The sequence below is a fragment of the Streptosporangium sp. NPDC050148 genome, assembly GCF_055586505.1.
Window position 1 is genome coordinate 159,158 of sequence record NZ_JBVJIA010000010.1, and the last position, 22,055, is coordinate 181,212.

At 74.5% G+C, this 22,055-nt stretch carries 6 protein-coding genes; all 6 read right to left on the reverse strand.

What is annotated here, in order from left to right; genetic code table 11:
- Positions 1 to 17: 17 nt before the first annotated feature.
- The 6 genes from ACZ6RT_RS14055 to ACZ6RT_RS14080 are packed head-to-tail and all read right to left on the reverse strand — an operon-like array spanning position 18 to position 21,902.
- The gene (locus tag ACZ6RT_RS14055; protein WP_470153740.1) at positions 18 to 1,586 is read right to left on the reverse strand and encodes an MFS transporter; all 1,569 of its coding nucleotides are present in this window, start codon (positions 1,584 to 1,586) and stop codon (positions 18 to 20) included.
- On the reverse strand, positions 1,567 to 5,697 hold the full coding sequence (locus ACZ6RT_RS14060) for an AMP-binding protein (RefSeq protein WP_470153742.1): 4,131 nt from the start codon (positions 5,695 to 5,697) through the stop codon (positions 1,567 to 1,569). Before ACZ6RT_RS14060 ends, ACZ6RT_RS14055 begins: the two co-directional genes overlap by 20 nt.
- Positions 5,694 to 12,845 (reverse strand): amino acid adenylation domain-containing protein, encoded by a 7,152-nt coding sequence (locus tag ACZ6RT_RS14065; protein WP_470153744.1) that lies wholly within the window; start codon positions 12,843 to 12,845, stop codon positions 5,694 to 5,696. Before ACZ6RT_RS14065 ends, ACZ6RT_RS14060 begins: the two co-directional genes overlap by 4 nt.
- The gene (locus ACZ6RT_RS14070; protein WP_470153746.1) at positions 12,842 to 16,105 is read right to left on the reverse strand and encodes a non-ribosomal peptide synthetase; all 3,264 of its coding nucleotides are present in this window, start codon (positions 16,103 to 16,105) and stop codon (positions 12,842 to 12,844) included. The genes ACZ6RT_RS14065 and ACZ6RT_RS14070 overlap by 4 nt, the downstream gene beginning before the upstream one ends.
- Positions 16,102 to 16,311, reverse strand: a complete 210-nt coding sequence (locus tag ACZ6RT_RS14075; protein WP_344904295.1) for an MbtH family protein — start codon at positions 16,309 to 16,311, stop codon at positions 16,102 to 16,104. The genes ACZ6RT_RS14070 and ACZ6RT_RS14075 overlap by 4 nt, the downstream gene beginning before the upstream one ends.
- Positions 16,308 to 21,902, reverse strand: a complete 5,595-nt coding sequence (locus ACZ6RT_RS14080) for an SDR family NAD(P)-dependent oxidoreductase (protein ID WP_470153748.1) — start codon at positions 21,900 to 21,902, stop codon at positions 16,308 to 16,310. Before ACZ6RT_RS14080 ends, ACZ6RT_RS14075 begins: the two co-directional genes overlap by 4 nt.
- Between the last annotated feature and the right edge of the window lie 153 nt (positions 21,903 to 22,055).

Here is a 22,055-nt window from a genome sequence, read left to right on the forward strand (position 1 = left end):
GAAGGGCCCGCGACCGGTCAGGTGCCGGGGATCTCCTTCACCTTCGGGATCGGGGAGAAGACCAGCAGCAGGATGGGCAGGATGGCCCCGGCGACGACCGCGAACAGGATGGCCGTGCGCAGGCCCAGGGTCTCGCCGAGCAGGCCCGCGCCCAGGGCGCCCAGCGGTGCAGGGATCAGGCCGAGGGAGTAGATCGTGCCGATCACCCTGGCCTGCAGGTGCGGCGGCGTGATCGACTGGACCAGGGTCATGTTGCTGACGAAGAACACCTGGTTGCTCGCCCAGACGATGAACTGGGAGAGGCCGAGCATCCCGGCGGCCAGCCAGACCGGCCCGGACGCGAACGGGATCAGCAGCAACGCGCAGTTGCCGACGACCGTGCTCCACAGCAGCGTCGGGCCGATCCCGATGCCGCGCATGGTCCTCACCGACATGGTCGCGCCGAGGATGGCGCCGACACCGCCGGTCGCCATCACGATGCCCACCCACTCCGGGGGCAGGTTGGGCCCGCCCCGCAGCAGGAACAGCACGTAGATCGACTGCATCGCGCCCATGACGAAGAACGAGTACAGCCCGCTGGCGATGGCCAGCGGCCGGATCATCGGCTGGTCCATGATCCACTTGAAGCCCGCCCAGATCGCCCGGTGCACGCTCCCGGCCGTCTCCTCGTCGGGGACGGGGGCGTCCTCGCGCTTGCGGATGAGCATGATCGCGATCGCGGAGAACAGGTAGGTGAGCACGTCGATCATGATGAGCAGCGGCGCGGCCACCACCTTGAGCAGTGCCGAGCCGACGCCCGGACCGGCCGTCTGCGCCAGCGACTCGCTCAGCTGCAGCTTGCCGTTGCCCTCGCCGAGCTGGTGCAGCGGGACGAGCAGCGGGAAGTAGGAGCGGTAGGCGACCTGGAACAGCACCGACAGCAGGCTCAGGAAGAACACGACGACGTACAGCACGCCGAGCGTGAGGGAGTCCATCACGTACAGCAGCGGCACCAGGGCGAGCACCGCGGCCCGGCCCAGGTCCGACCAGATCAGCACCGGCCGCTTGCGCATCCGGTCGATGTAGACGCCGAACAGCAGGAAGCCCAGCATCGGCAGCCGGAGCAGCGCGCCGAGGATGCCCATCTCGGTCGAGCTCGCGCCCAGCGTGACGATGGCGATCAGCGGGATCACCAGGTAGGAGATCTGCGAGCCGAACTGGGAGAGGGTCTGGCCGGTCCACAGGCGGAGGAAGTCCTGGTTGCTCCAGAGGCTTCCGCCGCCCTGACCGGGTCGCTCGCCCTCCCCGGTGTCCTCGGGGTCCGCGGGCCCGTCGGGCCCGTCGGGGCCGCCGGGAGCGCCGGGAGCGCCGGGAGCGCCGCCGTCCCCGAGCGCGGCCGGGTCCGTCGGTCCCGCGGCCTCTCCGGCGGGGCCGACGACCCCGGCGGGCGCGGCCGGTCCCGCGGGCTCCCCGGGAGGGCCGGTGACGGTCGCGGGCGCGGCCGGTCCGGCGGACGGGGCGCCGCCGGGGCTCTCGGCGCCGTCCGCGAGCCGGGGCGGTCCCGCGTTCCCGGCGCCCCGGGTGCTCTCAGTGTCCGGTGACACCATGGTCGATCCAACTCCTCAGCTTGGCGGCCGCCTCGGCGACCAGGGGTTCGAACAGGATGACCACGCGCTCGCCGGGGATCGCCTCGATCGCGAGGTTCCCCTTCACCACGTCGCCCCAGCCCAGGTCGGGCCGGTCCCCGGTGGGGGCGAACAGCGCCACGTCACCGTCGTACGGCTCGTGCCGGTAGCGGCCGACCGCGTGCGCGTTGGCCCGGAACACCCGCAGGAAGCGCCGGGCCTGCTCGACGTCGGCGGTGTCGGGGGCCAGCCGCTGCTCCCGGCTCGCCGCGGCGATGACGGCCACCAGCATCTCCTCCGGGCCGAGCCCGGCGAACTCCGCGGCGTCGGCCTCCAGCGGCCCCCCGGCCAGCGCGTGGGTCATCAGGGAGGCGTCGTCCTCCAGCGAGCTGTTGATCACGGGCTCGTCGGCGTCGGAGTAGAACAGCACCAGCAGCGGGACCTCCTCGCCGAGGTCGCGCAGCCGCCGGGCCATCTCCATCGCGATGTTCCCGCCGATGCAGAAACCGCCCAGCACGTACGGGCCGTGCGGCCGGACGGCGCGCAGCCGCTCGACGTAGTCCTCGACCATGTCGGCCATGGTGGTGTGCGGGTCCTCGCCCGGGGCCAGCCCGGCGGCGGCGATCGCGTAGACGGGCTGGTCGGGACCGAGCCTGCGGGCCATCGGCTGGTAGCGGAAGACCTGCCCGCCCAGGGCGTGCACCAGGACGATCGGCGGGCGGTCCCCCTCGGCGTTGAGCGTCACCAGCCGCTGCTCGCTCAGGTCCTCGGGGCGGCGCAGCACGTCCGCCAGGCCCGCCACGGTCGGCGAGGCCAGCACGGTGGCCACCGGCAGGTCCCTGCCGAACTCCCGCCTGATCCGCACGGCCAGCCGCAGCGCCAGCAGCGAGTGCCCGCCCAGGTCGAAGAAGTCGTCGAACACCCCGACCATGGGGACGTCGAACAGCTCCTCCCAGATCGCCGCGACCCGTCCCTCGACCGGGTCCCTGGGCGGCACCCGGAAGGCGTCGCCGCCCGTCCGCTCCGGCGCGGGCAGGGCCTTGCGGTCCAGCTTGCCGTTGTGGGTGAGGGGGAGCGCGTCCAGCGTCACCCAGGCCGAGGGGATCATGTGCTCGGGCAGCCGGGAACGCAGCCGGGAACGCCAGTCGACGGTCTCGGCGGTCACCACGTAACCGATCAGCCGGTCGCCCTCGGCGACGACGGCCGCGGCCCGGACCTCGGGCTCGGCCAGCAGCGCGGCCTCGATCTCGCCGGGTTCGACGCGCATTCCGCGGATCTTGGTCTGGGTGTCGAGGCGGCCGAGGTAGTCGAGTTCGCCGTCGGGTCGCCAGCGGGCGCGGTCTCCGGTGGCGTACAGGCGGGAGCCGGGGGGGCCGTAGGGGTCGGGCAGGAAGCGTTCGGCGGTCAGGGCGGGGCGGCCGAGGTAGCCGCGGGCCACCTGCACCCCGCCGATGAACAGCTGCCCGGGGGTTCCCACCGGGGCCCGGCCGAACCGCTCGTCGAGCACCTCCAGGCGGGTGTTGTCGACCGGGCGGCCGATCGGGACCGTCGGCTCGGACGGGTCGCACCGGTGCCAGGAGACGTCGACCGCGGCCTCGGTGGGGCCGTAGAGGTTGTACAGCTCCACCCCGGGCAGCCGCTCGGCGAAGCGCCGCACCAGGTCGGCGGGGAGCGCCTCGCCCGAGCACACCACCCGGCGCAGGCTGCCCGTACGGGCAACGACCGGCTCGACCGGCTCGACCGGCTCGCCTGCGTCGCCCGGCTCGCCCGGCGCGTCCGCGACGGACGCCTTGGCGATGTCCACCAGGAGCGCGGTCGCGGTCTCCCCGACGTTCCCGGTGTCCCGGGTGTCCCGGGTGCCCTGGGCGTCCGCGCCGTCGGCGGGGACCGGGGCCGCGCCGAGGTCGGGCGTGTCGAGGAACGCGTCCAGCATGGACGGCACGAAGTGCGCCGTGGTGACCTTCTCGGTCTCGATGAGGTCGAGGAGGTGACCGGGCTCGTAATGCCCGCCCGGCCGGGCCACCACCATGCCCGCGCCGGTGAGCAGCGGCCAGAACAGCTCCCACACCGACACGTCGAACGAGATCGGCGTCTTGTGCAGCACCCGGTCGGCCGCGGTGAGCCGGTAGGTCTCCTGCATCCAGCGCAGCCGGTTGACGATCGCCCGGTGCGAGACCCCGACGCCCTTGGGACGCCCGGTCGACCCGGACGTGAAGATCACGTACGCCAGCGCGTCCGGCAGGTCCTCGGCCAGGCCGGCGACGAGGTCGGCGGGGTCGGCGAGATCGGCGGCCCGGCCGGTCGCCGCGGACGGCAGCACGACGACGCGCACCCCGTCCGGCGCCTCGTCGGCGAGGTCGGCGGAGGTCAGCAGGACCGAGGCCCCGGCGTCGTCGAGCATGCCGCGCATCCGGGCGACCGGATGGCCCGGCTCCAGCGGCAGGTAGGCGCCCCCGGCCGCGAGCACGCCCAGCAGGGCGGCCGGAAGGTCCGCGCTCCGTTCGAGCAGCACCCCCACCGGCCGGTCGTGCGACACCCCGGCCCGGTACAGCTCGGCGGCGATCGCCGAGGCGCGCGCGGCCAGCTCGCGGTAGGTGACCCAGGAGCCCTCGAAGCCCACCGCCGGGGCGTCGGGGGTCAGCGCGGCCTGCGCGAAGAACAGGCCGTGCAGGGTGCCGCCCGCAGGGTGGGCGCGGCCGGTGGCGTTCCACCGGTCGATCGTCTCGTTCTCCGCCGGGTCCTCGCCCGGCTCGCCGGTCAGCGCGGCGATCACCCGCCCGGCCAGGGACTCCATCTGCTCGCGCGGGAACTGCGAGGCGTCGTAGGACAGCGTGAGGGTCAGGCCGCCCCCGGGCAGGCGGACGAAGGCCACCGTGCACGGCATGTCGGTCTGCTCGAAGAACTCCTGCCCGGTGATGGCCACGCCGTCGGCCGACCGGCCCCCGTACACGTGGAAGTCCCGGAAATCGAACAGGGTGTCCAGCAGCGGCGAGCGCCCGGCGGCCTGCTGGATCTCGAACAGCGGGTAGTGCCGGTGGGGCACCGCGGCCACCTCGGCGTCGAACACCCGCCGGATCAGCCCGGCCCGGTCGCCCGCGTCGAGGCGCACCCGCAGCGGCAGCGTGTTCAGGAACAGCCCCAGCACCTCGCCGCCGCCCTCGTTCTCCGGGCGGCCGTGGCCGAGGACGCCGGCCATCACGTCCCGCTCCCCGGTGACGTGCCCCAGCGCCGTCAGGTAGGCCGTCAGCAGCGTGGTGCGCAGCGGCACCCGCAGCTCGCGGCTCTGCCGCTCCAGCTCCGCCACGGTCCCGTCCGGTACGGGCACGGCCACCACCTGCGCGGCACGCGGGCCACCGGTCGGGTACCCGGGCAGCCGGGGCAACCGGCTCTCCGGGGCGTCCTCGACGCGCTCGCGCCAGAACTCCCGCGCCTGCGCCGAGGCCGTGGCCGCCCGCTCGGCCGCGACCAGGTCGCGGAACAGGGCACGCGGCGGGGCCGGTTCGGGCGCGGGCGCGGAACCGCCGGCCTGCGCGCAGCCCGCGTCGTAGCGGCCCAGCAGCTCGGTGACCAGCGCCGCGACGCTCCAGCCGTCCAGGATCGCGTGGTGGAAGCTGAGGCTGAGCGCGAACTCCTCGTCGTCCAGCACGTGCGCGTACGCCCGCAGCAGCGGCGGGGACGACCAGTCGAACGCGTTGTGCTTCTCCGCCTCCCGCCAGGCCGCCAGCCGTTCCCGCGGGCTCTTCCCGCCGACGCCCGTACCGCTCGCGACGGCCGCGCCGGTACCCGTGCCGGGCGCGCCGGGGACGACCGTCGTCGCGGCGCCGTCACGCAGGTCCACGACCTCCAGCGGGATCGTCACGGTGTCGTGCACGAGCTGCAGCGGCTCGCTGAACCCGGTCAGGTCGAAGGAGGTGCGCAGCACCGGATGCCGGGCCGCGACCCCGGCCAGCGCCCCGGTCAGCGCCGGGACGTTCAGGGCGCCGCGCAGCGTGACGGTCATCAGGTCGTGGTAGGTGGGGCTGCCGGGTTCGAGTTCGCTGTGATACAGCATCCCCGCCTGCAGCGCCGCCAGCGGGTACGCGTCCTCGATCATCGTTCGCCCTTCCTGAGCTTGGCCAGATCCGCGGCGCTGAGCATGCCGAACGCCCCGGCAGGGGTCTCCGGCTCCGGCTCGGCGGCGGGTTCTGCGCCTGGTGTGTCCAGTACGGAGGCCAGCTCGGCCACGGTCTGGTGGGTGAACAGCCGCTGCAGGTCCAGCGTGTAGCCCCGGCGGCGCAGTCCCGCCACCACCGAGAGGCTGAGGATGGAGTCACCGCCGACGGCGAAGAAGCCGTCGTGGCGCCCCACCTTGTCCAGGCCGAGCACCCCCTGCCAGACCTCGGCCACGTCCTGCTCGGCGCCGGGACGCGGGGGTTCCCAGGCCGGGCCGCCGGAGTGCTGCGACGGCGACGGCAGCGCCGCCCGGTCGAGCTTGCCGTTCGGGGTGAGCGGGAGGGCCTCCAGCTCGACCCAGAGGGAGGGGATCATGTGCTCGGGCAGCTCCTCGCGGAGCCGGTCCCGGAGCCGTTCGTGCAGGTCCGCGTCCATCCCGCCCTGTCCGCCGCCCGGTGCGCGCCCGGAGGGGGTGCCGGGGACGTCGGGGGCGGGCCTGCGCACGACGTAGCCGACCAGCCGGGCCCCGCCGGGCCCGTCGGTCACGCCGACCGCCGCGGCGCCCAGCTCCGGGTGACGGGCGAGCGCGGCCTCGATCTCGCCGGGTTCGACGCGCATTCCGCGGATCTTGGTCTGGGTGTCGAGGCGGCCGAGGTAGTCGAGTTCGCCGTCGGGTCGCCAGCGGGCGCGGTCTCCGGTGGCGTACAGGCGGGAGCCGGGGGGTCCGTAGGGGTCGGGCAGGAAGCGTTCGGCGGTCAGGGCGGGGCGGCCGAGGTAGCCGCGGGCCACCTGCACCCCGCCGATGAACAGCTCGCCCGGCATCCCCGCGGGCACCGGGCGCAGCGAGCCGTCCAGCACGTACAGGCGGGTGTTGGCCACCGGGCGGCCGATCGGCACGGTCGGCTCGCCCGGCGCGTAGCGGTGCCAGGAGACGTCGACCGCGGCCTCGGTGGGGCCGTAGAGGTTGTGCAGCTCCACCCCGGGCAGCCGGCCGGTCAGCCGCTCCGCCGCCGCGGCGGTGAGCTCCTCGCCGCTGCAGATGACCCGGCGCAGCGAGCGGCACTCCTCGATCCGCTCCTCGGCGGTGAAGGCCGCCAGCATCGACGGGACGAAGTGCATCGTGGTGATCGCCTGCGCGGTGACGAGGTCGCGCAGGTAGGCGGTGTCGCGGTGCCCGTCGGGGCGGGCGAGCACCAGGCGCGCGCCGCTGATCAGCGGCCAGAAGAACTCCCACACCGACACGTCGAACCCGGCGGGGGTCTTCTGCAGCACCGCGTCACCGGCGTCCAGCCGGTAGGTCTCCTGCATCCAGCGCAGCCGGTTGACGATCGCCCGGTGCGAGACCCCGACCCCCTTGGGACGCCCGGTCGACCCGGACGTGAAGATCACGTAAGCCAGCGCGTCCGGCGGGGTCCCCGCCCGGCGGTCCTCCTCCCCGGCGCCGGTGGGACCGGTGGGGGCGGGGGAGCGGACGGCGCGGTCGAGTTCCACGGCCCCGGCGTCGGCGAGCATGGCCTCCACGCGCCGGTCGGGCAGGCCCGGGTCGAGCGGGAGGTAGGCGGCCCCGGCCTTGAGCACGGCGAGCAGCCGCACCGGCAGGTCGAGCGAGCGCTCCGCCCGTACGGCGAACACCCCGGCGTTCCCGATGCCGTCGGCGCCCGTCGCGGCGCGGAGTCGCGCGGCCAGGGCCTCGGCCCGGTCGTCCAGCTCGGCGTAGGTGAGGGTCTCCCCCTCGAAGACCACGGCGGGGGCACCGGGGGTGCGCGCCACCTGGGCCTCGATGAGGCCGTGCAACGTCTCCGGCGGCGGGTACGCGGTGCCGGTGGCGTTCCAGCCGGTCAGCACCAGGTCCCGCTCGGCGGGGGAGAGGAGTTCGAGGTCGCCGACCCGGGTGTGCGGGGCGGCGACGGCCGAACGCAGGAACGTCTCGAAGGACGCGGCCATGCGCTCGACGGTCCCGGCCGCGAACAGGTCGCGGTCGTAGACGAACCTCGCGGCCAGGGCGCCCCCGGTCTCCGAGACGTAGAGCTCCAGGTCGAAGCGGGTGGAGGTGGTGTCGGGCGCGAACGGCTCGGTCACCGTCGCCGTCCCGGTCGCCGTCCCGGCCACCGTCGCGGCCGTCGTCGCGGACGGTGTCACGGCCGGGACCGTGCCGCCCAGGTAGCTCTGCAGCGCGAAGAGGGCCTGCACCACGGGCGACCGGGTGGCGTCCCTGGCCAGGTCCAGCTCGGCGACGAGCTTCTCGAACGGCAGCTCCTGGTGGGCGTACACCTCCAGGGCGGCCTCACGGGTACGGGCGAGCAGGTCGGCGAACGTGGGGTCGCCCTCCAGTCGGGCCCGGAGCGGGAGCAGGTTCACGAACAACCCGACCACGTCCTCGAACTCGGCCCGGTCCCGTCCGGCCACCGGCGAGCCCACCGCGAAGTCCCGCTGTCCCGACCAGCGGGAGAGCACGGCCTGGTAGGCGGCGAGCAGCACCATGTAGAGGGTGGCGCCGTTCTCGCGTGCCAGCGCGCCGAGGTCGCCGGTGAGCCCGGGGTCCAGCCGCAGGTCGTACCAGGCTCCCCGGTGCCCCTGCCGGGCGGGCCTGGGCCGGTCGAGGGGGAGCTCCAGCGGGGGCAGCGCGGCCAGTTCCCGCCGCCAGAACTCCAGGTGCCCCTCCAGGCGTTCCCCGGTCAGGCGGTCCCGCTGCCAGAGCGCGTAGTCGCCGTACCCGACGGACGGGTCCGCGCGGCCGGTGCGGCCGGAGAGCAGCTCGTCCAGCAGGAGTTCCGCCGACCAGCCGTCGGCCACGATGTGGTGCACGGCGACCAGCAGCACGTGGTCGTCCGGGCCGAGCCTGACCAGGGTCGCCCGGAGCGGAGGGCCCTCGGCGAGGTCGAAGGGGCGTGCCGCGTCGTCGCTGACGATCCGGCGCGCCTCGGCCTCCGCTCTGGCGCCGGCCGTCGTGCCCGCTCCGGTGTCGGTGCCGGCTCCGGCTCCGGTGTCGGTCGTCGTGCCGGTTCCGGTACCGGTGTCGGTCGTCGTGCCCGGTCCGGTCTCCGTGCCCGCTCCGGCCTTCGTCCCGGCTCCGGGCGCGGGGACCGCCTCGACGACGCGGAGCGTGACCCGCGCCGCGGGGTCGTCCGCGGGGACGATCCTCACCTCGGGACGCCCGTCGGGGGCGGCGGGGAAACGCATCCGCAGGCTCTCGTGCCGCGTCACGGCCGCGTCCAGCCTCGCGGTCAGCGCCGCGAGGTCCAGCGGCCCGCGCAGCCGTGCCGCCGCGGGCAGGACGTAGGCGCCCGTGCCGGGGCTGAACTGCTCCATGAACCAGAGCCGTTCCTGCGCGAACGACAGCGGCGGTGCCGTGCCCTCCGGACGCCGGACCGGGCCGGGCCCCGCGGCGGTGCCGGGACCCTCCTGGGCCAGCTCGTCGAGCGCCTGCGCCAGCCGCCGTACGGACGAGTGGCTGAAGGCCAGCTTCAGCGGGACGTCCAGCCCGGTCGCGGCGGAGAGCCTGGCGATGGTCCTGGTCGCGAGCAGTGAGTGACCGCCGAGCTGGAAGAAGTCGTCGAGCACCCCGACCCGTTCGACGCCCAGCACCTCGGCCCAGACCGCGCAGACCAGTTCCTGCGTGGCGCTCTCCGGGGCCAGGTAGCCCTCGTCGGAGCGGTGTTCGGGGGCGGGCAGCGCCGCCTGGTCGACCTTTCCGCTCGGCGTGAGCGGGATGTGCGCGATCTCCACCACGGCGCTCGGCACCAGGTGCGGTGGCAGTTCCGCGGTGAGGTGCTCGCGCAGGTCCTCGCCACCGGGCCGCCCGCCGACCGGCGGAGCGGCCTCCGGGCCTTCCGCGTCCGGCTCACCCGGGGGGCGCCCGCTCGTGACGGACCCGTCAGGGACGGACCCGTCAGGGACGGGCTCGCCGGGGACGAGGGCCCGGGGGACGACGTAGGCGACCAGGCGGCGGTCGCCGGGGGTGTCCTCCCTGACCGTCACCGTGGCCCGCGCCACCCGGGGGTGGGCCAGCAGCCGGGCCTCGATCTCACCGGGCTCCACGCGGTAGCCGCGGATCTTCACCTGGCGGTCGAGGCGGCCGAGGATCTCCAGGCGGCCGTCCGGCCGGAACCTGGCCCGGTCGCCGGTGCGGTAGAGACGCGCCCCGGCCGGGCCGTACGGGTCGGGAACGAAGCGCTCGGCCGTCAGCGCGGGCGAGCCCAGGTAGCCGCGGGCGAGGCCGTCGCCGCCGATGCAGAGCTCACCCGGTACGCCGACCGGGACCGGTGCCCCGTCGCGGTCCAGCACGTGGACGCGGGTGCCGGAGAGCGGGTGGCCCACGGTGGGCCGCCTGGACGCCTCGGAAGGGTCGAGCTCCCCGGCGGTGGCGATGATCGTCGTCTCGGTCGGCCCGTAGCTGTTGACCAGGGTGACGCGCTCGCCGTGCGTCTCGTACCAGGTGGCGAGCACCGGTGCGGGCAGCGGGTCGGCGCCCAGGATCAGCAGGCGCAGCGCCGCGGGCCAGGCGATCCGGGCCGCGACCAGCTCCTGCCAGTAGGAGGTGGGCAGGTCCATCACGGTCAGCGACGCGCCCGCCGGGGTCCGCAGGAAGTCGGGGAGCGGCTCGTCCGGGGCGAGCACCAGCTCCGCCCCCGAGGTGAGCGCGGGGTAGATCTCCTCGGCGTGGGTGTCGAAGCCCACCGAGGCGAACTGGAGCACCCGGTCGTCGGGCCCGACACCGTACTCGGCGCGCATCCACGCCACCCGCGCGTCCAGCGCCCGCCGCTCGACCTGCACGCCCTTGGGGCGGCCGGTCGAACCCGAGGTGTAGATCACGTACGCCAGGTTCGCCGGGCTCGCGGAGCTCGCGGAGCTCGCGGAACTCGCGGAGCTCGCGGAGCTCGCGGAGCTCGCGGAGCTCGGGACCCGGAGGCCGGTGGCCGCATCCCCGCTGGACGTCGTGGTGTCACCGACGGACGGGCCGTCGGCGACGCCCTCCAGCGAGATCACCGGCACGTTCCCGTCGACGGTGCCCTGCAGGAGATCGGAGCCGCCCTGCGAGCCGGCACCGTCCTGCGAGCCGGCACCGTCCTGCGAGCCGAGGCCGTCCTGCGAGCCGCGGGAGCCGGGGGCGTCGTGGAGGCCGGGGTCGCCCTGGGAGAGCAGCAGCGCGGCACCGCTGTCGCGCAGCATCCAGCGCAGCCGCTCGGCCGGGTAGGCGGGATCCAGCGGGAGGTAGGCGCCGCCCGCCTTGAGCACCGCGAGCAGTGCCACGACCAGTTCGAGGCCGCGCCGGGCGCGTACGGCGACCACCGTCTCCGGCCCGGCCCCCGCGGCGGCCAGCCGCGCGGCCAGCCGTCCGGCGCGCTCGTCCAGCTCGGCGTAGCTCAGCCGCCGGCCCGCGTGGGCGACCGCGGGAGCGTCCGGCGCCAGCCGGGCCCGCTCCTCGAACAGCCCGACCACACCGGCGGTCCCGTCCGGCGGGCCGGCCACGGCGCGGGCCGTCGCGTCGCTCGTGCGGGTGCTCCCGTCCGGTGGCCCGGCTGCGGGCCCGGCCACCACGCCGGTCGGGGGGACCGGGGACGAGGAAGAAGAGGAAGAAGACGAAGAGGAGGAGGGACGCGTGCCCGTGGACAGCGACGCGGTGACCGCGGGCAGCCGGTCCTCGGGGAGCAGCATCGCGGCGCGCAGGCGCGAGAGCGGGATGTCGGGGTCGGCGACCACGGCCTCCAGCGTGCGCTCGTACCGGCGCAGCATCCGGGCCATCGTGTCCGGCTCGAACAGGTCGGCGTTGTAGGACAGCAGCGCGTACAGCGAGTCCGAGCGCGGCGTCACGTCCAGCATCAGGTCGAACTTGGCCTGCCGCGCGCCCGGGTCGAAGACGCCGGTCTCCACGCCGGGGATGGTCAGCTCGGAGGCGTCCTTGTCCTGCATCACGAACATCGCCTGGAACAGCGGCGTGGTGCTCAGGTCCCGCTCCACGTGCAGCTCGTTCAGGAGCCGCTCGAAGGGGATGTCCTGGTGGGCGAAGGCGTCCAGCACCGTCGACCGGACCCGGCCGAGCAGTTCCCGGAAGCCCGGGTCGCCCGACAGGTCGGCGCGCAGTGCCAGCGTGTTCGGGAAGAACCCGACGACGTGCTCCAGCTCGGGGTGTTCCCGGCCGGCGATCACCGATCCCACGCACACGTCGTCCTGCCCGGAGTGGGCGCCGAGCAGCGTGTGGAAGGCGGCCAGCAGCACCATGAACGGCGTGCAGCGCTCGTCCCTGGCCAGCCGGTCCAGGCGGGCGGTCAGCTCCCGCCCGATCCGGCGCGCCGCGTAGTCGCCGTTGGACGAGCGCACCGGTGACCGGGGGCGGTCGGCCGGGACGTCCAGCACCGGCACCCCGGCCAGCCGCTCGCCCCAGTAGTCGAGCTGGCGGCGCACGCTCTCCTCGTCCAGGCGCTCGCGCTGCCAGGCGGCGTAGTCGGCGTACTCCAGCGCCGGCTCCGGCAGGTCGGCCTCGCGCCCCTCCAGGCGGGCGCCGTAGAAGGTCGCGAACTCGCCCAGCAGGACCTTCAGCGACCAGCCGTCGGCCACGATGTGGTGCAGCACCACGCAGAGCACGTGGTCGGCCTGCGACATGGTGATCAGGTGGACCCGCAGCAGCGGCCCGGCCGCCAGGTCGAACGGGCGGTTGGTGAGGTCGGCGACCAGCTCGGTCGCGCGGGCCTCCCGCTCGCCGGCGGGCAGGCCGGACAGGTCGATCAGGTCGGGCTCGACCGGCAAGGGCGGCCCGATCTCCTGCACCGGGCTGCCCTCGCGCGCGGTGAAGCGGGCGCGCAGCGTGGCGTGCCGCTCCACCAGGCGGCCCAGCGCGTACCGCAGGGCCTCGATCGAGACCCGGCCGCGCAGCCGCTGGACCATGAACATGTTGTACGAGGCGTCGGCCGGGTCCAGCTGCTGCAGGAACCACAGCCGTTCCTGGCCGAAGGAGAGGGGCGGCGGTCCGTCGCCCGTGCGCCGGGGGATTCCCCGGGCACGCTGCGGCGACGGCTGCCGCCGCATCCTCTCCTCCAGCGCGGCGCGCTGTTCCGGGCTGAGCCGGGCCAGCCTCGCCCTCAGGTCACTCATTTCGCGGGGTCCTCCAGCGACGCCAGCAGCGCCTCCATCTCCCCGTCGTCCTCGTCGAACTGCGACTCCAGGACGACCAGGGCGTGCTCGGCGACCGTGGTCGCCTCGAAGCAGCGCCGCAACGGCATCTCCACCCCGTAGGTCTCCCGGTAGCGGGTGACCAGCAGCACCGCCAGCAGCGAGTGGCCGCCGAGCTGGAAGAAGTCGTCGTCGACGCCGATCCGCTCGCGGCCCAGCAGCTCGCCCCACAGGGCGCACAGCTCGCTCTCCAGCGGGGTGCGCGGCTCGACGTAGGGGGTGCCGAGGTCGGCGCGGCCCGAACCGGTGGGCGCGGGCAGCGCTCCCCGGTCGAGCTTGCCGCTCGGCCCCAGCGGGACGTGGTCGATCCCGACGAACGCCTGCGGGATGAGCGCGGCCGGCAGCTTCTTGGCCAGTGCCCTGCGCATCTCGGCGGTGAGCGCCGCCGGGTCTCCCGACCAGTCGACGTAGCCGACCAGGCCGCGCCCGCCCGGCGCGTCGTCGCGCAGCGCCACGATCGCCCGCCGCACCTTCGGGTGCTCGGCGATCACGGACTCGATCTCGCCGAGCTCGACCCGCCAGCCGTGCACCTTCACCTGGTCGTCCAGCCGCCCGAGGAACTCCAGGTTCCCGTCGGCGCGGACCCGGGCCAGGTCGCCGGTCGCGTACAGCCGCGAACCGGGAGGCCCGTACGGGTCGGGGACGAACCGCTCGGCGGTCAGCGCCGGGCGCCCTGCGTAGCCGCGCGCCACCTGGATCCCGCCGATGTGCAGGTGCCCGGGGACGCCGACCGGCAGCGGCCGGAGCGCGTCGTCCAGCACGTGCAGCCGGTTGCCCGGCATGGGCGTGCCGATGGGCAGCGTGTGCAGCTCCCGTACCGCGTCCGGGCTCTCGCCGGTCACCTGCCAGGCGGTCACGTCGACCGCGGCCTCGGTCGGCCCGTACAGGTTGTGCAGCTCCACGCCGGGCAGCCGCTCCATGAACCGGGCGGCCACCCGCGGCGGCAGCTCCTCGCCGCTGCAGATCACCCGCTTGAGCGACCCGCACGACTCGATGCCGGTCTCCTCCAGGAACAGCGCCAGCATCGAGGGCACGAAGTGCACCGTGCTCACCGAGTGCGCCTTGATCAGGTCGCGCTGGTGGGTGGGGTCGCGGTGCCCGCCCGGCCGGACCGGCACCAGGGAGGCGCCGGTGACCAGCGGCCAGAAGAACTCCCAGACCGACACGTCGAAGCTGGTCGGGGTCTTCTGCAGGACCGTCTCGCCGGAGGTCAGGCCGAACCGGCGCTGCATCCAGGCGAGCCGGTTGACGATGCCCCGGTGGGTGTTGACGACGCCCTTGGGACGGCCGGTCGACCCCGAGGTGTAGATCGTGTAGGCGGCGTCGTCCGGGCCGGTGACCGGCGGCGGCGAACCCGCGGGCTGCGGCCCCCAGGACTCGGGCGCGTCCAGCAGCACCGGCTTGATCGCCCCCTCGGGGAGCAGGTCGCGCAGGTGGCGCTGGGTCAGCATGACCCGGGCGCCGCTGTCGGACAGCATGAACGCCAGCCGCGACGGCGGGTACTCCGGGTCCAGCGGGACGTAGGCGCCGCCCGCCTTGAGCACCCCGAGCAGCGCCACGACCAGCTCGGCCGAACGCTCGGCGCAGACCGCGACCGGGCTGCCCCGCCGCACGCCGATCCTGCGCAGCCAGTGGGCCAGCGCCCCGGCCCGCTCGTCCAGCTCCGCGTACGTCAGCGTGACGTCGCCCGTGACCACGGCCGGGGCGTCCGGCGTCCTGGCCGCCTGCGCCTCGATCAGCGAGGTCAGCGTGACCTGCGAGTCCGGCACCCCGCCGGTCTCCACGCCGGCGCCGGTGCCGCGCAGGTCCCGCAGGTCCTCCAGGTCCTCGCCCGTGCCGAGCGCGAGGACGCGCTCGGTCTCGGCCGGGCTCAGCAGCGGCAGCTCGGAGATCGGCGTGTTCGGGTCGGCGATCGCGGCCTCGACCACCGTCTCCAGGCAGGACGCGAACCGCTCCATGGTGGGCCGGTCGAACAGGTCCGTGCTGTACTCCAGGCGCAGGTGCAGCCGACCGTCGCGCATGTTGATGTCGAGCTGCACGTCGACCTTGGCGGTCCCGTTGGCGATCTGGCCCTCGTTGGTGTCGACGGCCAGGTTGAACATCACCTGGTAGATCGGCGGCACGCTCAGGTCCCTGGTCGGCTGGAGCGCCTCCACCAGCCGCTCGAACGGCAGCTCCTGGTGGTCCAGGGCCTCGGCGACCGTGTTGCGCACCCGTCCGGTGGCCTCGGCGAACGTCGGGTCGCCGGACAGGTCCGAGCGCAGCGCCACCGCGTTGACGAACATGCCGATGACCGGCTCGGTCTCCGGCAGCAGCCGTCCCGCGATGGGGGTGCCCACCACCACGTCGTACTGTCCCGACCAGCGGGCCAGCACGGTCGTGAACGCGGTGAGCATGACGGTGAACAGCGTGGTGTTCAGGTCCTTGGCCAGCCGCTGCACGCCCGCCGAGGTCTCCGGGGAGAACGCGGCCAGGTGCATCTCGCCGCGGAAGCTGCGGCTGCGCGGGCGCGGCCGGTCGGCGGGCAGCGCCAGGTCGGCCGGGATGCCGGCCAGCTGCTCGCGCCAGTGCGCCAGCTCCTGCTCGACGAACTCGCCGGTCAGCCGTCCCCGCTGCCAGACGGCGAAGTCGGCGAACTGGATCGGCACCTCGGGCAGCTTGGGCTCGCGGCCCTCGCCGAGCGCGTCGTAGCACTCCTCCAGCTCGTTGACGAAGATGTGGCTGGAGACGCCGTCGAACACCGTGTGGTCGAACACGCAGACCAGCCGCAGGTCGTTCTCGCCCATCCGCACGTGCCGCAGCCGCCACAGCGGCGCCTGGTCCAGCACGAACGGCGCGACGCCGTCGCTCTTGGCCAGCCGGGCGAGCTCGGCCTCACGCTCGTCCGGCGGCAGGTGGGTCAGGTCGGTCTCGGTCAGCCGCACCGGCGGGACCTTGCCGTCGACGATCTGCATCACCTGGCCGTCGCGGAACTCGAAGACGGTGCGCAGCACCTCGTGACGGCGCACCACCTGGGCGATGGCCGCCTCCAGGCGGCGCGGGTCGACGGGCTGGCGCGCGGTCATCGGGATGACCATGCCGATGTTGTAGACGGCGAGCTCGGGCTCGAAGCGGGCCAGGAACCACATGCGCTCCTGTCCCGAGGAGGACGGGAAGACGTCCTCCACCTGTCCGGTGGTCATCCCGCGCCCCCGGCCTGCATCGCCTCGCGAAGGCTGCGCGGGCGCATGTCGGTCCAGACCTGCTCGATGTGGGCCAGGCACTCGTCCTTCGTGCCGGTGAAGCCCTCGTCGCGCCAGCCGGCCGGGTTCTCCCGGTCGGCGGGCCAGACGGAGTACTGCTCCTCGTCGTTGAGGACGACCTTGGTGTCGGGAAGGGAGTCGGTCACTGCTGCTCACTCCTGCGGGGGAGACGGGGGATGGCGGTCTGGTTCGCGGCCGGGGCGGTGGTCTCCGCCGCGGGCGCGGCGGCGCGTGCCTGCTCGATCAGCGAGGTGACCCCGGCCACCGTGGGCTCCTCGAAGAGGCTGCGCATCGGCAGCCGGACGCCCAGCTCCTTGCGGATGAGGGCGATGAGCTGCACGGCGATCAGCGAGTTGCCGCCGAGCTCGAAGAAGTCGTCGTCGGCGCCGATGCGCTCGCCGCCGAGCACCTCGCTCCAGAGCCGGGCGATGGCGGTCTCGACGTCGCCGCGGGGCGCGACGTAGTCGTCGTCGCCGTGGCCGGGACGGGCCGGACGGTCGGACACGGCGGCCGGGTCCAGCTCCGTCTCCACCGTCTCCTGGGTGACCGACCCGACGCCCGACAGGTAGTCGGCCACCGGTGTCGCGGCGATCACCACCTGCGGGCCCAGGGGGGTGGCCAGCAGCCGGTGGAACGCCTCGGCCCCCTCGGCCGGGCGGATGCCGACCGCGTCGGGGCCACCGGCGACCGTCGCGACCGCGCCGCCCTGGTCGCCGGTGGCGACCGTGCCGGTCGGCTGGGCGCCGGCGTTGGCCGTCACCCCGGCCACCACCGACTCGGTGTTGATGCGCCGCAGCACGTAGTCGGAGATCTCGACCACGATCGCGCCGTCGTCGTCGATGAGCGTCACGTCGACCGCCAGCACCTCGTCGGTGCCGCTGTCGCGGAAGCGCATGTGGCTCCAGAACGTGCCGGGCAGCCGGTCGGCGACGGTGATGCGGCCGTAGCCGAGCGGCAGGTAGTGGCCGACGACGTCGATCCAGGTGAAGGAGGTCGCGCTGTCCAGCAGGGCCGGGTGCAGCCCCCAGCCGGCCAGGTCCTGCGAGAGCTCCTCGGGCAGTTCGAACCGTCCCAGGGCCTCGTTCTGGCCGATGTACCACTCCCGCATGTGGCCCCAGTGCGGGCCGAGCGTGAGCAGCCCGGACAGCGGGACGCCGCCCTGCTCCTCGGTGGCGGGGGTGCAGCGCTCGATGATCGCCGCCACGTCGGCCTGCCGGCCGGCCGGGGCGTCGACCTTGGCGGCGGTGCCGCGCGCGTGGGTGCGCTGCTGGCCGCCGATGACGCTCTGCACCTGGAACTCCGCGCCGTCGGCCTCGGGGCTGAACATCACCCGCACCTCTGCGTAGGCGCCGTCGGCCACCGAGAGAGGCTCGACGAACACCACGTCGCGCAGCTCGATCGCGCCGGTGCCGGGCAGTCCCGCCTCGCCGGCGGTGCGCGCCAGCTCCAGGTGACCGGTGCCGGGCAGCACCGGCACCCCGGAGATCCGGTGACCGTCCAGCGCCCAGTGCGTGTCGGGCGACAGGCCGCCACCGGCCCAGCCGAGGCCCTCGCCGTCGGCCTCGTGCCAGGCCGCCAGCACCGGGTGGTCGATGGCCCTGATCCGGTCGCCGCGCTGCAGCGCCACGAACCCGGCCGGGGCGGTGACCTCCGCCGCCATGCCGACCTCGAGCCACTTGCCCCAGTTGGCGGAGACGACGGTGGCCGCGCGCCAGCCGTGCTCGCCCCTGGCGTGCGCGTCCAGGAAGTTGTTGGCCGCGCAGTAGTCGACCTGGCCGAAGCCGCCCGCCACCGCGGTGATCGACGAGCAGAGCACCACGGCCTGCAGGTCGAGGTCGCCGAAGGCGTCGCGCAGCGCGAGCGTGCCGGCCACCTTGGGTGCGAGCACCTGCTCGGCCGCGGCCCGCTCCTTGATCTCGGCCATGCCGCCGCCGGGCAGTCCGGCGGCGTGCACGATCACGTCCACCCGGCCGAAGGCGGCCAGCGTCTCCTCCCTGACCCGGCGCATGTCGGCGGCGGAGGTGACGTCGGCGGCCAGCACCAGGACCTCGGCCCCGGCCTGCTCCATCCTGCGGATCGCGGCGATCGCCCGTCCCTGGCGGCCGCCCTGGTGCGCGTCCCAGGCCGACCGCTCCGGCAGCCCGCTCCGCGAGAGCAGCACCAGCCGCACCCGGGCCCGCGCCGCCAGGTCCTCGGCGAGGGAGACGCCGATGCCGCCCAGGCCACCGGTGATCACGTAGACCTGCCCGTCCACCGGACCGGCCTGCCCGGCGACCGCCAGGGCCGTCTCGTCCTGGCCGGGGCCCGCGTGGCCCGCCTCGGCCGGCGCCGTCCCGTCCGCGGACGCGCCTGCGCCCGCCACGGCCTCGACCGCGGGGACCTCCAGCTGCTCGTACCGCTGCGACCAGCGCCGCCCGCCGCGGATACTGACCGTGGTCAGCAGCCCGGCCTCGTCCGTCTCGGGCCTGCGGCCCAGCTCGGCCGCGGCGTGCCTGACCCAGTCGCGGGCCTCCACGTCGATGTGCCGCACCCGCAGCCACGGGGTCTCCAGCGGCACCACCCGGGGGAACCCGGCCAGCGTGGCGTGCTCGGGGCGGATCAGGTCGCCGCCGACGACGTCCTGCGCGCCGGAGGTGAGCAGGGACAGCTCCACCCCGTCGGCGGGCTGCACCGCGGTCAGCGCCTGCACCAGCGCCAGCACGCTGAAGAAGCCCAGGTCCTGGGCCTTCCAGGTCTCGTCGACACCGGCGGCGGGCTCGGCGGAGACGGTCCAGGCGTGGACCACCCGGCCGGGCACCTCGCCGACGGCGGCCAGCAGCGCGTCGTAGTCGGCGCGCTCGGCCGGGCGCACGGTGTACCCCTCGCCCGAGGAGGCGAACTCCGTACCGGGCCTGACCTCGATCACCTCGGTGCCGCCCGCGCGCAGCGCGTCCACCAGACCGGCCGAGCCCTCGTCGGACAGGACCAGCGCCCGGGTGACCGGCGACAGCGGCGCCGGGCCGGGCGGGGTCTGACGCCACACCGGGACGCTGAACCAGCGGTCCAGCGGCAGGTCCTCCTCGACCGGCGCGGGGTTGGCCACGCCGCCGACGAACGCGCCGTGCGGGTCGGGGTCGATCCAGGCGCGCTGGCGCTCCCACGGGTAGGTGGGCAGCGAGACGCGGCGGCCCTCCTGGCCGAACGCCTCCAGGGCGATGCCGTGCGCCCACAGCGTGCCGTACGCGGCCGACAACACCCGCACGTCACCGCCGTCGTCCTTGGGGCCGGGCAGCGACGGCAGCGGCGCGACCGCGCCGGGCGGGTTCTGCGCCCGCGCCAGCCCGGAGAGCTGCTTGCCGGGGCCGCACTCGATCATGATCCAGTCGCCGTCGGCGAGCAGGGCCGCCACGCAGTCGCCGAACAGCACCGGCTCGCGCATGTGCCGGGCCCAGTACGACGGGTCGGTCGCCTCGGCAGCGGTGATCCAGGTGCCGGTCACGTTCGACAGGAACGGCAGGCTCGGCGCCGACCGCTCGACACCGGCCACCAGCTCCCGGAACTCACCCAGGATCGGGTCCATCATCTCCGAGTGGAAGGCGTGCGAGGTGCGCAGCTCCATCCGGCCGACGCCCTCCTCCTCCAGCATCGCGGACAGCTCGGCGATCGCGTCCGGCGGGCCGGCCACCACGCAGGTGCCCGGGCCGTTGACGGTCGCCACCGACACGCCGTCGGGCAGCAGCGGCCCGATCTCGTCGGGCGCGAGCTGCACGGCGAGCATGGCCCCGGGGGGCATGCCCTGCACCAGGCGGCCCCGGGCCGCCACCAGCCGCAGCGCGTCCGGCAGGCTGAACACCCCGGCCACGGTCGCCGCGACGTACTCGCCGATGCTGTGGCCGATCATGCCGGCCGGCTCGACGCCCAGCGAGCGCCAGAGCGTGGCCAACGCGTACTCCACGGTGAACAGGGCCGGCTGGGTCAGCGAGGTCTGCCGCAGCCGCTCGTCGGCCTCCTCGCCACTGGCGAAGATCAGGTCGCGCAGGTCCTCGCCGAGCTCGGCCCGCAGGATCTCGGCGCACTCGTCGACCGCGTCCCTGAAGACCGGCTCGGTGCGGTACAGCTCGGCGCCCATGCCCGCGTACTGCGAGCCCTGACCGGAGAACAGGAACGCCGGGCGCGGGGTGCGGCGCGAGGTGGCGCCGCTGATGAGCCGCTTGGGGTCGCGCAGCGCGGCGACGGCGTCGGCGACGCCGGAGGCCACCACCGCGGTCCTGCGCGACAGCTCCCTGCGCCCCACCCGCAGGGTGTGGGCGACGTCGGCCAGGTCGGCCTCGGGGTTGGCCTCCAGGTGCGCGGCCAGCCGCTCGGCGGCGGCGGCCAGCGCCGAGTCGGTCCTGGCCGACAGGCGCAGCAGGTGCGCCGGGCGCGGGTCGCGCTCCTCGCGGACCGCCCTGGGCGCCTCCTCCAGCACGATGTGCGCGTTGGTGCCGCCGATGCCGAACGAGCTGACGCCCGCCCGCCGCGGGAAGCCGTTCGGCTCCCACTTGGTCGCCGACGCCGTCACGTAGAACGGGCTCTGCGCGAAGTCGATCTTGGGGTTGGGGCTCTCGTAGTGCAGCGTGGGCGGGATCAGCCCGTTCTCCAGGGCCAGCACCGCCTTGATGATGCTGGCGATGCCCGCCGACTGGCCCAGGTGGCCGATGTTGCTCTTGACCGAGCCGATGCCGCACCACTGGGTGTCGTCGGTGTCCTGGCGGAACACGCTGCTCAGCGCCGCGACCTCGATCGGGTCGCCCAGCGCGGTGCCGGTGCCGTGCGCCTCGACGTAGGTGATGGTGCGCGGGTCGACCCCGCCGACCCCGAGCGCCTGGGCGACGACCGCGGCCTGCCCGTCCATGCTGGGCGCGGAGAAGCCCACCTTGCTGGCGCCGTCGTTGTTGATCGCGTTGCCCAGGATGACGGCCCGGACGTTGTCGCCGTCCTCGATCGCCTCCGACAGCCGCTTCAGCACGACCACGCCGCCGCCGCTGCCCCAGATCGTGCCCGCGGCCTTGGCGTCGAAGGCGCGGCAGTGGCCGTCGGGGGAGACGATGCCGTCCTCGTCGTAGACGTACCCCTGGCCCTGCGGCAGGTCCAGCATGGCGCTGCCGGCCAGGGCCATGTCGCACTCGCCGTTGCGCAGCGCCTCGGCGGCGACGTGGATCGCGACCAGCGAGGTCGAGCACGCCGTGTGCAGCGTGTAGCTGGGACCCCGCAGGTCCAGCTTGTACGACGACAGGGTGGCGCAGTAGTCGACGTGGTTGCCGACCATGACGGCCAGCCAGCCCGCGTTGGCGTGGGCCTGCGCGTTGCTCCTGATGTTGATCCACTGGTAGAAGTCCGAGCCGGAACCGGCGTAGACGCCGATCTCTCCCGGGTACCTGAACGAGTCGTAGCCCGCGTCCTCGAGGGCGGTGTGCGACAGTTCGAGGAAGAGCCGGTGCTGCGGGTCCCGGATCTCCGCCTCCCTGATCGACATGCCGAAGAACGCGGCGTCGAACCCCTGGTGGTCGTCGAGCATCATCGCGGCCGGCACGAAGTCCGGGTCGTCGAGGATGTGGTCGGGCACGCCGAGTGCCCTCTGCTCCTCGCGGGTGAAGTGGGTCAGCGACTCCACTCCGTCGGACAGGTTGCTCCAGAACTGCCTGGCGTCTCCTGCTCCCGGCACCCTGCACGAGAGGCCGATGATCGCGATCGGTTCGACGGTGGGCTCCTCGGCCATGCGGGGGTCCCTTTCTTCCTTGCTGGGCGCGGTCGGCGCCGATGCGGGGGGTCTGGCTGTACGGGACGTCGTGTCCGCCGGTGACGCCGGGGACGTTCCCGGTGTCGGTGGCGTGGTGGACGTCGTGGTCCGGGACTCCGGGCCGATCGGTCG

Excerpts from the sequence above, each read along its gene's own strand:
- ACZ6RT_RS14065 (WP_470153744.1), bottom strand. The coding sequence starts at position 12,845 with ATGAGTGACCTGAGGGCGAGGCTGGCCCGGCTCAGCCCGGAACAGCGC.
- ACZ6RT_RS14055 (WP_470153740.1), bottom strand. The coding sequence starts at position 1,586 with ATGGTGTCACCGGACACTGAGAGCACCCGGGGCGCCGGGAACGCGGGA.
- ACZ6RT_RS14060 (WP_470153742.1), bottom strand. The coding sequence starts at position 5,697 with ATGATCGAGGACGCGTACCCGCTGGCGGCGCTGCAGGCGGGGATGCTG.
- ACZ6RT_RS14070 (WP_470153746.1), bottom strand. The coding sequence starts at position 16,105 with ATGACCACCGGACAGGTGGAGGACGTCTTCCCGTCCTCCTCGGGACAG.
- ACZ6RT_RS14080 (WP_470153748.1), bottom strand. The coding sequence starts at position 21,902 with ATGGCCGAGGAGCCCACCGTCGAACCGATCGCGATCATCGGCCTCTCG.